This window comes from Acutalibacter sp. LFL-21, from assembly GCF_025630755.1.
Taxonomy (GTDB): domain Bacteria; phylum Bacillota; class Clostridia; order Oscillospirales; family Acutalibacteraceae; genus Acutalibacter; species Acutalibacter stercoravium.
In genome coordinates, this window is record NZ_JAOTNT010000002.1 from 101,656 (window position 1) to 117,406 (window position 15,751).

Sequence of the window (15,751 nt, forward strand, 5' to 3'; positions counted from 1 at the left end):
CCTCCTACTCGATGATGAATTGGTAGGTGCTCCTTCGATTGATATCATACCACCAGATGTCGTCCCCATCAATAACCATCAGGTAAAGATCGTTGAGGCTGCGGCGGTTTTTGGGATTGAGGTTGCTGTTATAGGCGTGAATCCCCTGCTCTTTCTCCGCCATGGTGATCTGGATCTCCTTCACCACTTCATCGATGGGGCCGGTGTGGTATTTTGTGGGCGTCCACCGGGGCATGGCCATGCGGATGTCCTTCGAAGTCGGGCGCAGGGCAGCTTTCGGCGGAGGCGACATCTGAAGGATCACGTGGATCTCTTCCTCAGAAAACCGCTCCAGTTTGGCGTAGAGCTGCAAGACCTGGTAAAAGTCAAACCCCATCTCGCAGAGCAACCGGAAGAGGGAAAACGCCTGATTCCTTAAAATAGGCTGGCATTCTTGGTTGCACGTAAGAATCAGTTTTCGTACCATGCTTTCCACAGGGATGTTAAGGTGCAAACAGGGTTCCATAGCCAAAATCCTTTCTTTTTGGGTCTATTATAACCCGCCAAACCGTATATGTAAACATATATAGCGTTTTGCGCAATGGTTTGGAACTCTATTTGCTGATACAATTTCCTGGGGTGATTCTGTGGAAAATGATTTTGGTAATCGGATTAGGGAAATCCGAAAAATGAGAGGGAAAACCCAAGAGAGGGTTGCCGAAGATTGTGGAGTTTCCACCTCCACCATAGCCCGGTGGGAGGCGGGTTCTTTGCGCCCCAATCAGGAGAACCAAAAGCTGTTGGCAAATGCTCTGAGAGTAAAAGTGGATGAGTTCTATGTTGACTCAGAGCTGCCCGTTCCCAGGAATGTGTTGCTTGCGGAAATTCTTGATACACTGGAGAAGCTGGATCAACCGTTTCAGCTGCATATTCTTCGGGTAGCGCAGGATTTGGTTGCTCTGACCCACCCAAAATCAGAATAACACAGTGTATTTTCTTTTTTGCTAAAATCGCGCAAATTGTCGTTTTTTATGTATTGAATTGCAGAAGGCCTGCTTCCTCTGGGAAGCGGACCCTTTTTCTGTCTGCTGTCAACAACAGATTAATCAACAAAAACGACAGTTCGTGCAAAACTCCTGATTTTCAAAAAAGAAGATGCTAAAATATAGCCATGTTTTAGTGACCCTCAGGACCGATGAAAAGGCATACCATTTTGCGCGAAATTTGTTTTGAGAAGAAGGAGGAGGAGGAAAATATGAACCGAGGCAAAAATCTAATCCAGCTAGTTTTAGTTGGAATATTGTCGCTTATGCTTGTATCTTGCGGCACACCTCCGGTCAGGGATAACGGGGATAGTTCATTGGTATCTGATGGTTCTTCATTGTCTTCCGGTGCACTTACAGAAGCGACTATATCCCCCGAAGCGATAGACAATAGCCATCTATCCGTAATGCCAGAGAGGGTCGAAGATGTTTACAGCCAGGGAAAGTTATCGTTAGTGCTTGATGCACAAGTTGTTCCAGTAAAGCAGGAGCAGGTATACACGTGGAAATCCGAAAATTTCAATATTGGGGATGAGAGTTTCCAGAAACAAATGGCTGACGAATTGCTTGGTGTATCCTATGATATTGAGCCTAATGCAAACGGGGGAAGTAATTATATCGGTGATAGTGGAGTGTTGAGTTTTAATCCGGATATTGACTTCACCAGCTATAGGACTCTTGAGACGGTAGAGCTAGACACAACTTTGAACAATCTTGTATCTGACGAAGATCTTAATAACCAGTATGTTGACAAAATGAATGACATTCTGGATAGCATTGGGGTTCATCATTTTGCCCCAGCCTTTTGTGCGAAATACGGGAGTGGCAACACCGGCTTTTTCTATGAGATAGCTTGTCAGCCAATCATAGAGGGACTGCCCATAGTGAATTCAGGTGCCCAACCCACTTCCATAGAGGAGGTTCCCCCCTATGAAGAAGTCCGTGCCTGCATAGGAGAAGATGGACAATTGCTTCTTCTCAATTTTCGTTCTTCACAAATAGAAGAGGAAAGCAGACAAGAAGTGAAAGTTATTTCTTTAGAGGATGCGTTGAATATTTTACGCCAGGAAGGCATGGCTGTTCTCAGCAGAGCTTTGTCTGACGCTCAGTCCCTCACTGTGCAAATGATAAATCTGGCGTATGCCCACCTCCCCCAGGACGGCGGGTTCGTATTGACCCCTATCTGGATGTTTGGGCTGGAGAGAGTAGATCAAGAAGGAAATATAAGCAGTGTCACGTTTGCTGTAAATGCCATCACAGGCAAAATAGTGTAAGGGCGTAACGTATGAAATCGGATATGTATAGGTTGAGCCGGAATGTGGGACTGTATGTTTCTCCCCTTATGGCCACATTCCTGATAGCTCAAGAGGCGTTCGGCATTGGTTTGGTTGAGATTATTTCTGGAGAGGCTAAAAATCACTGTGTAGAATTCTTTAACATGACCGTTTACTTTTCCCCGCTCATGCTTCTCACTCCTTTTCTAGCCTCTATCCCATATGCAGCTGTGTTTTGCGAGGATACAAACTCGGGATACCTTCAGTTTGCCTTGCACAGAAACGTTTACCTTAAAGCATATACGAGAACAAAATACTTCGCCGTGTGGACCAGTGGCTTTTTGGTAATATCCATACCTCTAATGGTTTTTGGAATTATCTGCGTTGCTTTTGCGGCCCCTTATACGGAACTGTATGTTTTGGAGAACGGTAACCAGCTCCAAGACACAGCATGGGAGATACTAGGAACGGTGTTCGACGGGAAAGCGGTGATCTTTAGCCAAATATTCTTTTTTTCCTGCTTCAGTGCTTCTTGCTCAGTCATTGCGTTGGCTGCGTCAGCTTACTTGCCTAACCCCTTTTTTACCTGGTGTTTTCCTGTAATCTTGGCGTATGGTGGGAACTTTCTCTTTAGTAAATTACATTTGGGATTTTTGAACCTGTATTACAGTTTCGATCCTGTATATGATGTGCTGCATTTCTCCTCGGACACAGCGGGTATTCTCTATATGTTGGCATATCACGCAACTGTGTTCCTAGTGTGTTACGTGCTGTTCTACTTGGGCGTGAAAAGGAGGGTAGGCGGTGGCGAGCTTCGTATTTGCGTGGATGCAAATAAAAAAATGGAAGCGTAATCCCAGAGTGATTTGCGCATTTCTTGTGTTGCTGTTGTTATGCCTGACCATGACTAGCGAGTATGTAGATTATAGCAAGGAGATCGGGCTATCCATACAGGTATTTGAGCCGTTTATCCTTATGTTTACGCAGCGATATTCACTCCTGTTTATCATGCTGATTCTCCTTCTGCTGTATCAAGATGTCCCTTTTATTGACGATTGTACGCCATACCTTCTGATACGGAAGACCCGGTTTTCATGGGCAATGGGCCAAATCCTGTACATTTGTTTTTCCACTTTACTGATTCTTATTTTTGCATTATTGGTTTGCGTTCTATCGGGTTTTTCCGTAGGCTACTTTCAGAATATTTGGAGCGACACAGCATGGTTCACCGCCTATGGTGGGGCCCTGAACGAGAGTGCTCCGATTGAGATAACTTTGATTGAAAACTTAAATCCCTATGTCTCGGTAGCCTGTATAATGGCATTGTTTTTCTTTGGGACACTGGCATTAAATACAATATTGTTCTCCCTGAACCTATGGAAAGGGAAGTTTGTTGGTTTGTGTGTAGTAGCTAGCTTGATATTTATGGGATATCTGTTTTCAGCAGATCTTATCCTGAAAGAATGGAGTGGCTGGCTGTCAATCGCTTGTCATGTTAATTTGGCACAGCATCAGTTGACTGGTACGGGGTCAGACCCTAAAATTGGTCAATCCATTCTGTTGCTCCTGTCCATATCTCTTTGCTCTTTCGCGTGGACTTGTAAACTAGCAAAGAATTTCAACTTCTTCATTGGAGAAAAGGAATGAAGATCAGTGGATATAAGGGACTTTTTTTCCCTACTCTTATCAGCTATATTGTATTATGCTTTTTGCTTGCTGGGAACCAATGGGAAGGAAAGACAGTCTTCGAGTTTTATTGCGGGATATTCGGTGGAATTCGCGCCGGTATCCTTTCCGACAATTTGATGAAACTCATGCAATGGCTGCTCTCCTTTTTACCGCTGCTAGTTTTCTTGGGAATGCAAATTTCGGAGGAATTGTCAGGTAGGCTGTACATCACCGTTATCCGCTTGAAGTCAATACGGCGATGGTGGAACTCATGGGTTCGTTTTTCGCTGCTACTTGCGGGGAGTTTCTCTTTAGCTGTGTTTCTTGCAGCCTTTTTAACTGGAGTCATTTTAGGGGAAGGCACCGGGCTGGGATCAGAAGTGGGGATGCTTTTCCAGGTGTTCTGCGTAAATGCTATCTATAATTGCACGCTCTCAGTAGTGCTGGTGAGTCTTGGCCTGTGGCTCAGAAACCTTAAATGGTCTATGGTGGTAATACTGGCGATTGTTATGACGAGTTATGTCTTGGGTAAGTTTTTTCCAGCGATGACTCCTTTCTTAGTAGGGACATATTCGATGGCAAATCGGTTGCGTATAAGTGACAATTGTTATGGCGTGGATGGCTGGATTGCTGTAACTATCCTTTTGCTACTTGCCGGTATTGCTTATTTTGTGGGAATCATTGGAGCAAAAAAAGTTCTTTATCGAATGAATGATTGAGGTGAATCGGATGATTTCAGTTAAGGACCTCACGCTTACGTTAAACAATACCATCGTACTGGATCATGTGAGCGCAGAATTTGCCGAAGGCACCGTTACTGGGCTAGTGGGTAGAAACGGATCAGGGAAAACAGTACTAATGAAATGCATCTGTGGTTTCTTTAAGCCGGATAGCGGTTCGGTTTCCGTGGGGGGAAAAATAGTTGGTAGGGATATGGACTTCCCTGAAGACTTGGGGATTATCATTGAGGCACCGGGCTTCTTAGGCCATTTCAGTGGGTATGAAAATTTGAAGCTGTTGGCGATGATCCGCCATAGAATCGGTAAAAAAGAAATTTACGATGCAATGGAGCTCGTAGGACTCGACCCAAAATCTAAAAAGAGAGTGGCTAAATATTCGTTGGGGATGAAGCAAAAACTAGGCATTGCCCAAGCAGTCATGGAAGATCCTAGCATGATCATACTCGATGAACCAATGAATTCCCTGGATTCTTCGAGTGTGGAAGATGTTCGAAAACTTATTTTGCAGTGGAAATCTCAAGGAAAAACGATTATCCTTTCCAGCCACAACCAAGAGGATATCTCTACGTTGTGTGATAAAACATATTACATGAAGGATGGGAAAATTATAGACGGATAAGCTCAAAAACCAATTGTCTAGCCAATTGGTTTGAGAATAATAAAACAGGAGGTATGATTATGAAGTGAAAGCTGGCAGCGTTCCTGGCTACAATCGTTATGCTCACTGCAATTGCGATTCCGGCCAGCGCTAGGGAAGTGGTTTATTACTACTTCACGCTCTACGAAACCAACGAGACCGATCAAACTGGTTGCTTTGACTGGGCTAACGGGTATCTGGTAAAAGCAACCTCGTATCGGGATGCTGCTATTCGTGTTGACACAAACAGTGGTAATTACAGCGTAAGAACCACCATCAATGCGAACCAGTATACCCGTGCGACGGATTGGGCATGGATCGATGCGGGAGGAAGAGCAACACCTTCTTATCTCAGCGGTCATGGGGTTAAAGGCAGCCCCTATATCCTCTGGGTGAGAAGGAACGCTGCGGAGTCGGCATATTCAACTGCAATTTCTGGCTCCTGGAGTCCTGATGAATACTGAGTAGTCCATAATGAGGTAACGCATATTAAGGCTAGACTTAATATGCGTTACCCGTGTTTTTACATGATCGTCTATAAACAAATGGAAAGGATATGCGGAATAGGGAGTTGTGTTCCGCAGGGTGACGATATGGCTAATGATACAGTGAAATGGAGGCAGATTAAATTCCTTGTATACCCAGTATTTGTGGTGCTTGGGGTTTACATAATCTTGTATTTATACTGCGGGGAAATATTTACCCACAGCCCATATAATTCATATACGAAGCAATGTATCGCATGGCTGAATGGCAGATTGGATTTAGGACAGAATTACTCCTGGCTTGAATTAGCCATATATAATGGGAAATACTATGTTAGTTTCCCGCCCTTTCCTTCGTATGTACTTTTGCCATTTGCCTACTTTTTAGGAGAGAATACTCCTGAGAGCTTGATTAACCTTCTGGTGGCATTAATCGGCGTAGCATACAGTTCACTGACAGTGTTGGAGTATAAATGGAATGAATGGTATGCAGTCTTGCTTCCTATTTTCTTATATGTAGGAGGGGCCGTACTTCCACTTCCCCTCTCTATAGGCGTGTGGTTCGTGGCGCAAAATATGTCTTTTACACTTACCCTAATGAGTATTTACTATGCAAAGAAAGGACGAAAGGGGCTTTCACTGTTTCTTTTATGCTGTGCGTCAGGCTGCAGGCCATTCCAAGTGGTATATATGCCATTGATCATCTATATCTACACTCACCACTCTCAATCCACGGTAATCAGGCTAAAGACCTACTTGCTGAAAAAAATGGTGGTCTTCACTCCTACAGTGCTATTAGCTGCATCCTACCTCCTTCTGAATTATTTGCGGTTCGGGAATCCCATGGAGTTTGGGCATAATTATTTGCCAGAATTCACGAACTCGGAGAACGGACAATTCCATCCCAGCTATATGATTCAAAATCTCTACAATCTTATTCGATTGCCTGATTTTAGCCCTGAAACTAAGATGAGTATACCGCAATTTAACGGAATGAATATTATTATCTGTTTCCCGATTCTCGTTTGGTGGCTGTATGTGGTTGTGACTTCAAAGTCCCCTACTGTCATAGATCTATTGGTGCTGTGTTGCGTAATATTACATATCCTTATGTTGGTGAGCCACAAAACGATGGGAGGATACCATTATGGGAACAGGTACATCGCGGATACAATGCCTGCCGTTTTTACAGCCATATGTAGCAGTAAGATAAATTTAAAATATCGAGACTTTCTGTTTTTGCAACTACTGCTTCTGTTAGGATTGGCTTTCAACGGTATTGGGTATAGCCAGTTTCTACAAGGTACGACTTAATTTGAAATAGCTCCCAGTTGTGAGAAGACTGGAAAGGAAAAGGTAGGGATATACCCAATAATTCAGTTTGCGCAAGTACCAAATCGAGCTACCGCATACAGGGAAAGTAGAAATGAGGCAAAGAGAATATGCCGGTAAAAGAGAGCTTCGAGGGGATATAACAGGTGGTGGAATAGTGACGGTCTGCCGCTCTTGCTAGAAGGCAGTTGAGTTTGGACCCGTTCTTCAGAGCGCAATTTCTATTCCGGAGAATACGCGGAGGCCAGCTGGGATGTTTCACAAGGAAAGAGCCAAATCGCTCACAGAAGATAGCACCAACAAAATAATCAACAAAAACGACAGTTCGTGCAAAACTCCTGATTTTTGGAAAAAGCTGTGGTAAGATATAGGCAAGATAAAGGTACGAACGGTGGCCACCGTAAATAAAGGGTTAAACTGGAGAGCTCTTCTGGATACGCCAAGGTAAGCCTTGTGGGGGAAAACGGTGGTAGAGCAAGTAAGAGCGATTATAACGCAGACAGCTCTGGTTGGCTGGATTCGTTATGGGCGACTGTTGAAAGTACTGATTATGCCACTTCGGCAACCCATTCGGGAAGCACAGGGAGTACTAGCCACTACTATACGGCCGGATAAAATGTTGGGGTGGGTGTCTCTCATTTGAGAGGCACCCACCTATATCCATGGAGAATACTATGTTTAGAAAATATATTTCTTTAGCATCATCACGAATTAAACATTATGCTTTCCATAATGCCCTAATATTTGCAATGTTTATGTTTGGAATTACCATTTCAGCTATTGCATTTATTTTCTTTTACGGGAATTCTATGGTGGATAAACAAAATGAAGCCAGAAATGCACTGCAATACAGAACATTTATTATTCATTCTACAAACCAGTTGAATCAAGAAATTCTAAAAAAACTAAGTAATCTCTCAACTTCTGTTTTGGATGTAAGGGTAAAATGTGAAATAGAAAATCCATTTATTTCGCACGTCCATGAAGCCATGACTCCGCAACCACTTAATATTATCTCTTTGGTCAAGAACAACAATGCTATCTACTCATATCAGGGTAAAAATAGTTTCACAAAAGAAGAACTACATCAGAATGTTGCCATTATTCCTATGGACTACGGTGAGGTTTCTTCCATCTTACTCGAGGGAAATAAATTTACTGTAGTTGGAAGAACTACAAATTTTGATCTTAATATTGTCTTCATTCCGCTCCACGCTTTCCTAACTAATGGATTTAACCAAAGTAGTATAGAGGTAATTTTAGATTCAGTTCCTTCTCGTCATACAAACAACAAACTTCTTCGTCAAATTTCCGAGTTACTCCCGGATGCTGTAATATCAGACCCGTTTGAATTGATACAAGCTGATCAGTCTAAAAATCTTGAGGGTATTGTGCTTTCGAGCGGAGTATTTCTAATATCAATCTTATCATTTCTAAGCTTATTTCAATATCTAGTTTCAGAAAACAGTTATGAGAATGCAGTATATTCAATAGTTGGAGCTGACAATAAATCGGTAATTATAATTACGTTATTTGAAATAATCATTCTAAGCAGCGCAGCAGCTTTTATTGCCTGTATTGTTCATGTTACTTGTTATGATCTCCTTTTCGTTAAAATTAATATATATGGTAGTATTCGGTACTCTATCTATGACTATTTAGTCTGCTTCGTTCTGGAAATACTAATTTCCTTTGCTGCAGTACTTCCATTCGTATGTTATTCTTCAACCCATTCCTTGGTCGAGATGGAACGACGTTTTCGATAACAGGAGGGATTTATTTGAAAAAGATATGTCTAATTTTAGAGTGCTATAAAAAGAACATCATTTCTGTGGCCATTTTACTAGTGGTTCTTATTTTTGCTCTGCTCCAGTCTGTTTCGTTTCTAGGACGAGTAAAATATATGACATACACAAGGGATTTTTTGGTTGGTTCAAATTTAAACTTTAATAATACTATTTACTTTATGCCAATGATATTTGAAGGAGATCCTCGTTCTGGAATTGCATTTGAGGAAATCAAATACGGCAATATTCCTGGTATTGAGTCGTTAATCTGACCCAAAACAGCTACAGTCAAAATGACGGGCAAATATATTAATGTATTACTATGCGATGATAGTTTTATCTCGACGTTCGCTCCCATTGATCAAGGAGATTGGTTTACAACTCCCGGAATAAAGCAGGATGACATAGTAGCATGTGGATATCTCTTTGAAGATTACTCCCTCGGTTCTCAAATTACAGTCGATTTTGGCTGGGACACTCCTCTGCCCTTTACTTTTACTATAGTAGGCAAAAAAAATGAACCATCATATCTTCCCTCGTTTGGCATGCAAAGTAATAATGTCACTGCAATGGATTTGTTTTCACAGGGACACAACACTATTCTAGTTCAGGAATCAAAAGAGATCGATGCCTTCCTTGAAGACTCAAATCTTTATCATGAAAATTGTATGATTAAGCTGAGAGAGGATATAATTGCAGCAGAACGCCAAGAGGTGGAAGAGTTTCTTTTATCTAAAGGGAGTTTTTTGTACTTTAACACGATACTTGAGAATACCGAAAAAGAAATTCTTAATGAAATAAAGCGAAATCTTCCGTTGCCCCTTTTCCTGCTTAGTGTTTCTCTTGTGTCGTTAGTTTCTGTTTCTGTAATTATGGTTCAAAAAATGTTGCCTGCTCACAGTATCTACAGGTTGTGTGGATGTAGTCGTGGCAGTAGTCTCAGAATATTATTTTCGGGGGTAGGGTTAATTGGCATCATGGGTGGGATTATTACGACCTGTTATGTCATCATGTATCCAACTTTGCTGAAATATGGAGTTGTGCTCCCTGAGGCATCTATTATCAACACAGATTTAATACCCGCTGTTATGGGAATTGTGACATTGGCAATCTTTGCTCCTATTTTGGTGATATGGGTTCAAACTCGTCGATGGTCACCCTTAGAAGAATACAGGAGAGAGCAAAAATGATTACTTTGAATAAAATTAAAAAAGTTTATGGAAGTGGCCAAAATTGCGTCATCGCTCTGGATGATATAAATTTACATATCGACGAAGGGGATTTCGTTGCAATATTGGGAAAATCCGGATCTGGAAAATCCACCTTATTACACATACTAGGTGCTTTGGACAGGTATGATGAGGGAGATTATTTTCTAGATGGTCAGGATATGAACCAGTGTTCTGACAAAGAACTTGCAAAGATTCGGAACGATTCAATCGGTCTTGTTATGCAGGACTTCGCTTTACTTGGAGATAAAACGGTCATTTTTAATGTTATGCTTCCCATGTTTTTTGATCATACTCCTTTTAAAGATATGAAAAGGTTAGCAGAAATTGCATTACAGGAAACAGGAATATTCAATCTCAAAAACAAGAAAGTTAACCAGCTGTCAGGGGGACAGAAACAGCGGGTATCAATTGCTAGAGCAATCGTAAAACGTCCCATGTTAATCTTGGCCGACGAACCGACAGGTGCGCTAGACAGTAAAACGGGGATTGAAATTATGGATATGTTGTCCAACCTAAATAAAGAGGGTATTACAATTATCGTCGTAACCCACGATAGAGATATTGCCTCATTTTGCCATAGACAAATTACTCTTGCCGATGGAAAAGTAATTAGCGATATTACAGATGATGAATAGAGCTTTCCAATGCAACTATGGTATTTCTGCAATTATCCCTCCTGCCATATATACCGCATATATTTTTCTTGAATCACAACGATCTATATAGGCCTATATTATCTGAATTCGTTGAGGTGATTAAAGCGACAGATTTGCGATTATTGAAACAATCTGAAGCTGGTTCTTTCTGCTATCGTAGGTTTCTGGCCAGTTTTTGTTATACACATAACTCTAGTTATCCGTGACTGCTGATAGTAATAGCAGATACCACTGTTTGTTATGAAGAGGGTTGGCCGCCATGGTGATTCGCTGCCGTTCCTCGTTTTGGTCTTTACTGGATACCCGGATGTACCCGTATTTTGCGCTTTCGATAGTCTCGACCCCTTTTGAAATGTGAAGCTATCCTACCACACTCCCAATGGAAAGGCCCTCCCGGTTCGTTCCGGGAGGGCTTAGATTTTACTTGCTGAGAAGCTGTTTTTCGGATGATTGCCCCACGAGCACATACAAGTTTGACGAATCCGCCTTATTCCACCGAAACCTTTCCTCCACAGAGAGGAATCCAGCCTTTTCCAAATCCCGCACACCCCGGCGTACGGTACTCTCCGACATCTTCAGCTCCCTGGCCATGGTGGGAATGGCCGGCCAGCACACGCCCTCCCGGTTGGCCCTGCCCCGCAGGTAGAGGTACACGGCAATGGCCCGGCTGGGCAGGTCGCTTTGATAAATCCGCTTAAGGTCTGTCATCTTCTCTTTCCTTTCCCGGTTTTGTCTGTCTTCTGCCAGGTGAGCTGGCGTGGAGTTTCTTGTCCTCCGGCCCCGGCTGGGGTGGCTGCTCCTTCGCCTTTGGCTGCTGGGGTTCTTCCTGGGGCGGGTACTTTTCCTGGATGGCCTGCACCAGGGCTTCCTTTCCGGCATAGGCCACAGGGCGGTTGCCCTTATCCGGAACCGTGTACGGCGCCCCAAAGGAAATGCCCCACTGGAAGAACAGCTTCAGCTTCACCTTCATGGGGTGGGTCCCTGTTTTCATCACGATAAACTGGCCCTTGGGCATGGACTTCAGTTCATCGGCGGTCATGAGGGGCCGCTCCATCATCTGCAGGGACTGGGACCCGTTGTCTTTCCCCTTGCTGATGTAACCCGTCTGCACAGTCCGGCTGCCCAGAGATTTGCTCATCGCCTGAGCGGTCTCGCTGTTGGGGGCGAACCCGCCGAAGATGGTGAGCTGCACATTATCCACGATGATCTCCGCCCCCTCCTTGCCGTAATTCTTCTCCAGCTGCCCCAGGCTCTGGATGATGGGCACAATGGAGAGCCGCCGGGAGCGGCTGGCGGAGAACATCATCTCGGCGGACTCAATTTTCGGCAGCGTCCCATACTCGTCAGCGTAGAACACCGCCCGGTTGGGCAGCTTCCCGCCGTTCTCATCCGCCACAGAGAGAATCTCCCGGTACAGTTGCTGGATGATGAGGCTCACCATGAAGAATTTATTGGGATCTTCCTCCGGCATCACCAGGAACAGTGCGGACTTCTTCTTGCAGAAAGTCTCCGCGTCTACAGCGGTGTCGAAGCACAGCAGCTGCTCCATCTCGCTGTCCAGAAAGGCGTTGAGCCGGGCCAGGGTGGTGGACATCACCGAGGCCATGGCCTGGTCGGCGGTGGAGGTGGCCGCCCCGGCGAACCATTTTGCCTTGTGGGTCTCCGGCAGCATAGAGAGCAGCACCTGGAACTGGGTCTGGCCCTTGGTCTGGCTGGGGGCCATGAGCTCCTGGATGATCTTAAACACGGACACGATGTGCCGCTCCGGGGGAGGGCAGAATTCCGCCACCAGCAGGATGGTGGCGGTGAGCAGTCCCTCGGCGGCGTCGTAGAAAAACTGGTTCTGCCCGAAGTTCTGGCCGTCCATCCCTGCCGTGATGATGGTCTTGGAGATGATTTTGGCGTACCGCTCGGCCTTGGCCTTGTAGAGCAAAGTGTCCGGGTGCTCCCGGTAAGCGTCCATGTACTTGTTCACCAGGTGCAACAGGTTGAAGCCATCCGACTTTGTGGGGTTGCGCAGGTCGATGACCCCTACACGGTAGCCGTAGCACTCCTGGGCGATCCTGCCGTAATTCCGCACCACGTCGCCCTTGGTGTCCGTGGAGAGGAAAGACATCCCGCTGGCCAGGGCGTACTCTAAACAGGGGTACAGCCAGTAAGCCGTCTTGCCCACACCGGCGGCGCCGATCATAACAGCGTGGACATCCCCGGTGTCCACCAGGGCCGTGGTTTCGTCAGCGGTCTTGGGGATGGGATGGGAACGACGCAGCAGCTTCACCACCAGGACGTTCCACACAGTGCGAAAGCCATTGCCCAGACGGTGGCGTCTTGTCAAGCATCCCACCACGATGCCCTGTGCGGTAGGTAGGTGCTCCCCTTTTCGCCACAGCTCTGGCTCGAACCGCACATGGGTGTACGTCTTTTTGATTTCCCTCTTGGTAGCCCACCGGGCGGTTCCATGCTGCCCGTGGCCTACGGTCTTGGCCCTAATGTTGAGGCTGTACATTCCGGACAATCCGGCGATCAGCCCCAGGGTGGCGAACATGGCCGCCCCAGCGATCACCAACTTCACGATTGGCTGCAAACAATCAACTCCCTTCTGGTTCTCAGCGATTCTCCAAGCAGAAAAGAAAAAAGGGTGCGAATCTTCCGCCCTGTGGAAAACCCGAAGCCTGATTTCTTCTCTCCAACTTGTTTTCTGGCTTACCGGTAATCTTCCGGTAACTCTCTGTGATTTTTTCTTTTCTGCTTATCCTTCACCTGGTATAGTTCCCCTTCCCCTGTCACCATGACAGGGGGCCGGTGTCACGGAACAGGCGTACTTCCCCCTTGTGAGTCATGTTTTGAATTTCACATGGACATAGTCAGCCCTTGGCTTTCCTCCTGACGAAAGGAGAGGAGCTCATCGTTCCAGTCCTTGAGCGTGGAGAATTCAGCGGACACAGTGACGTTCCACTCCTGCAGCAATTCGCCGGCGATCCTGCGGGCAGCGTTGTGTCCAGCTTTGTCATTGTCCAGGCACAGGGTGACGTCCTGCAGCTGGGGTTGCGTTTCCAGCAGTCGGTGGATGGGGGCTGCGCTCACCCCGCACAGGGCCACATAGGTGTGGTTTAGCCACCCTTCCGGGTGCAGGGAGATGTAGGACAGCATATCTACCGGGGCCTCAAAGGCGTAGAGCTTTCCGCTGGTACCTGGCCAGTGGAAGCTGTACTCCTTCTCGCTGCCGGGGAGCGTCTGCCGAAAATGGGAGCCGGTGAGGGTTCCTCTGGCGTGTAGATGGCGCACCTTGCCCTGTTCATCCCGGCCCACAAACATGGCGTTGTGATGGTTGGCATCTTCAAAAATATGCCCTTTCCGGGCGAAGGCGGACACCACCTCCGGGGCGATGCCCCTGGTCTGGCACAGGTAAGCGAACAACCGCCGCATATCTTTATGGGCGGGTGGAATCTCTAAGTGTTTCGGTTCTTCTTGCTTGGAACGAGACAAACTGGGCGGAGAGCGGGCGGGCAGCTTCTCCAGGTCCGAGAGGGAGCAGTTCAGCAGCATGGCTGCCGCCTGTTCTTCCGATTCCCCGTAGAAGTAGTGGAAGAAGCCCACAGCGTCCCCACCTTTCTGGGTGTACTGGTCGAACCATAGATGGCCCCGGATGGTGACCCGTTCCTCGTGGAATTTCCATTCCCACTCGCTGCCCAAACGCTTGAGTGTTTCCCCACGGGAGCGGAGCAGGGCTACCAAATCGGTGCGGCCTGCCAGATAGCGTTGCTTTTTGGTGATAGGTATCCCTCCAATCACATCTCTAATTTCTGCCCGTGGGCCTGCTTTTTCTCGGCGATCTTCTGCCGCAGCTTTTTGTCCACCAGCCGGGCCACGGGCGGGTCGATCTGGAATTGCTGTCTAAAAATCTGCCCCACCTGCCGCAAGAGCCGGGTAGCCATGGGCAGGAGGGGCGGGGTGTCGTTCTGGTTTTGCGTCTGTCGCTGCTCCACGTCCAGCTCCACCGCCGCCCGTACCACTGCGTTGCGGATGGGCTTGAAGTCCGGGTTTTCCGAGAGGGGAACCCGCTGTAGGGGCCTCTCATCGTAGACATTCCGGGCGGCCTGCTTGTCTTGATACCACAGATCATACAGGGCAGTGATGCGCTCATCCCTGGCCAGCTCGTCTACGATTTTGTTCACCAGGTCCTTGAGCCCTGGCCGCAGGTAGCCGTACACCTTCTTGCCCCTGACGTGGGAAAGCCTCTTGGCAAGCTCCCGCAGGAGCTGCTCCACCTGGGAATTCTCACAGCCGCCCCGGTTGATCTGCTCCACCAGGCCGGCAACTTTCTCCCGGCTGGCCCGCCGCAGCTCATCCCGGTGGGCGGTCTGCCGCTGGTACACGCTGACCAAGTCCTGACGGAAAACCTCTTGGGCCAGCGCCGAGCGGATGATGTCCATGCCCTGTTTGGTGAGGAAACCCTCGCCGGGCTTGGTGGAGTAGGAGATCAAGTGGACGTGAGGGTGGTGCCCCTCGTTGTGGAATGCTGCGTACCATTTCAGATGGCTGGGAGCTATCTTCAGTCCTTCGGCCAGCTTCCCTGCCTGGGCACGGAGCAAATCCCGCCAACGGGCGGCGGTGTCGAAGCCCAATCGCTGGGCGTCCTCCCGGCGCAGAGAGAGGATGAGCGTCCACACCGGCCCCCCGTGAGTGTCCAACTCCTTGGCCACCTGGGAGAGGATGACCGGCTCCCCGGCGCTGGTGAACAGGCCATGGTTCCCCTGTTTTTCCACCCTAGGGCGGGTGGCCATGTACGCCATGTAGCCCTCTACTCCAGGGCATTCCGCCCCCTCCCGTGTGGCGATGTACTTGGCGTAGCCGCCACGGGAGCGGGTTTTGTTGTCTTTGAGGTAGCCGAATTTCGTGATAAGCAGGGCCATGCTTG

At 47.0% G+C, this 15,751-nt stretch carries 17 protein-coding genes; 12 read left to right on the forward strand and 5 right to left on the reverse strand.

The genetic code is table 11. From position 1 onward, the window contains the following. Positions 1–4: 4 nt before the first annotated feature. Entirely contained in the window at positions 5–505 is a 501-nt protein-coding gene (locus ODJ80_RS02770) for a hypothetical protein (protein ID WP_263040824.1), read from the reverse strand. A 121-nt stretch (positions 506–626) separates the two neighbouring features. On the opposite strand from ODJ80_RS02770, the gene ODJ80_RS02775 reads away from it, so the two are divergent. The 12 genes from ODJ80_RS02775 to ODJ80_RS02830 all read left to right on the forward strand — a co-directional run bounded on the left by ODJ80_RS02775 (position 627) and on the right by ODJ80_RS02830 (position 10,812). Then, the gene (locus ODJ80_RS02775; protein ID WP_263040825.1) at positions 627–962 is read left to right on the forward strand and encodes a helix-turn-helix domain-containing protein; all 336 of its coding nucleotides are present in this window, start codon (positions 627–629) and stop codon (positions 960–962) included. Between the two features lie 230 nt (positions 963–1,192). Further along, positions 1,193–2,296 carry a hypothetical protein gene (locus ODJ80_RS02780; RefSeq protein WP_263040826.1) on the forward strand — a complete coding sequence of 368 codons (1,104 nt, stop codon included), beginning with the start codon at positions 1,193–1,195 and terminating at the stop codon, positions 2,294–2,296. An 11-nt stretch (positions 2,297–2,307) separates the two neighbouring features. Then, complete coding sequence (locus ODJ80_RS02785) at positions 2,308–3,150, forward strand: hypothetical protein (RefSeq protein ID WP_263040827.1); 843 nt, start codon at positions 2,308–2,310, stop codon at positions 3,148–3,150. Further along, entirely contained in the window at positions 3,101–3,943 is an 843-nt protein-coding gene (locus tag ODJ80_RS02790) for a hypothetical protein (RefSeq protein WP_263040828.1), read from the forward strand. The genes ODJ80_RS02785 and ODJ80_RS02790 overlap by 50 nt, the downstream gene beginning before the upstream one ends. Next, the gene (locus ODJ80_RS02795; protein WP_263040829.1) at positions 3,940–4,683 is read left to right on the forward strand and encodes a hypothetical protein; all 744 of its coding nucleotides are present in this window, start codon (positions 3,940–3,942) and stop codon (positions 4,681–4,683) included. Before ODJ80_RS02790 ends, ODJ80_RS02795 begins: the two co-directional genes overlap by 4 nt. Then, positions 4,676–5,323, forward strand: a complete 648-nt coding sequence (locus tag ODJ80_RS02800) for an ABC transporter ATP-binding protein (protein ID WP_263040830.1) — start codon at positions 4,676–4,678, stop codon at positions 5,321–5,323. The genes ODJ80_RS02795 and ODJ80_RS02800 overlap by 8 nt, the downstream gene beginning before the upstream one ends. Positions 5,324–5,421: 98 nt before the next feature. Then, positions 5,422–5,805 (forward strand): hypothetical protein, encoded by a 384-nt coding sequence (locus tag ODJ80_RS02805; RefSeq protein ID WP_263040831.1) that lies wholly within the window; start codon positions 5,422–5,424, stop codon positions 5,803–5,805. Positions 5,806–5,934: 129 nt separating this feature from the next. After that, a complete protein-coding gene (locus ODJ80_RS02810; RefSeq protein WP_263040832.1) occupies positions 5,935–7,140 on the forward strand; it encodes a hypothetical protein in 1,206 nt (401 codons plus the stop codon). 680 nt (positions 7,141–7,820) lie between these two features. After that, the gene (locus ODJ80_RS02815) at positions 7,821–8,924 is read left to right on the forward strand and encodes an FtsX-like permease family protein (protein WP_263040833.1); all 1,104 of its coding nucleotides are present in this window, start codon (positions 7,821–7,823) and stop codon (positions 8,922–8,924) included. A gap of 65 nt (positions 8,925–8,989) precedes the next feature. Beyond that, a complete protein-coding gene (locus tag ODJ80_RS02820) occupies positions 8,990–9,217 on the forward strand; it encodes a hypothetical protein (protein ID WP_263040834.1) in 228 nt (75 codons plus the stop codon). A gap of 21 nt (positions 9,218–9,238) precedes the next feature. Continuing rightward, on the forward strand, positions 9,239–10,135 hold the full coding sequence (locus tag ODJ80_RS02825; RefSeq protein ID WP_263040835.1) for a hypothetical protein: 897 nt from the start codon (positions 9,239–9,241) through the stop codon (positions 10,133–10,135). Beyond that, positions 10,132–10,812, forward strand: coding sequence for an ABC transporter ATP-binding protein (locus ODJ80_RS02830; RefSeq protein ID WP_263040836.1), 681 nt, complete (start codon positions 10,132–10,134; stop codon positions 10,810–10,812). The genes ODJ80_RS02825 and ODJ80_RS02830 overlap by 4 nt, the downstream gene beginning before the upstream one ends. Positions 10,813–11,253: 441 nt before the next feature. Here the strand turns inward: ODJ80_RS02830 and ODJ80_RS02835 are convergent, their stop codons facing one another. The 4 genes from ODJ80_RS02835 to mobP3 all read right to left on the reverse strand — a co-directional run bounded on the left by ODJ80_RS02835 (position 11,254) and on the right by mobP3 (position 15,746). Continuing rightward, positions 11,254–11,541: a helix-turn-helix domain-containing protein gene (locus ODJ80_RS02835; RefSeq protein WP_263040837.1), complete on the reverse strand. Its 288-nt coding sequence runs from the start codon at positions 11,539–11,541 to the stop codon at positions 11,254–11,256. After that, positions 11,528–13,378, reverse strand: coding sequence for a VirD4-like conjugal transfer protein, CD1115 family (locus ODJ80_RS02840; RefSeq protein ID WP_263041023.1), 1,851 nt, complete (start codon positions 13,376–13,378; stop codon positions 11,528–11,530). Before ODJ80_RS02840 ends, ODJ80_RS02835 begins: the two co-directional genes overlap by 14 nt. 305 nt (positions 13,379–13,683) lie before the next feature. Continuing rightward, positions 13,684–14,625 carry a DUF3991 and toprim domain-containing protein gene (locus ODJ80_RS02845; RefSeq protein WP_263040838.1) on the reverse strand — a complete coding sequence of 314 codons (942 nt, stop codon included), beginning with the start codon at positions 14,623–14,625 and terminating at the stop codon, positions 13,684–13,686. After that, on the reverse strand, positions 14,622–15,746 hold the full coding sequence (gene mobP3, locus ODJ80_RS02850) for a MobP3 family relaxase (protein WP_263040839.1): 1,125 nt from the start codon (positions 15,744–15,746) through the stop codon (positions 14,622–14,624). Before mobP3 ends, ODJ80_RS02845 begins: the two co-directional genes overlap by 4 nt. Positions 15,747–15,751: the final 5 nt, after the last annotated feature.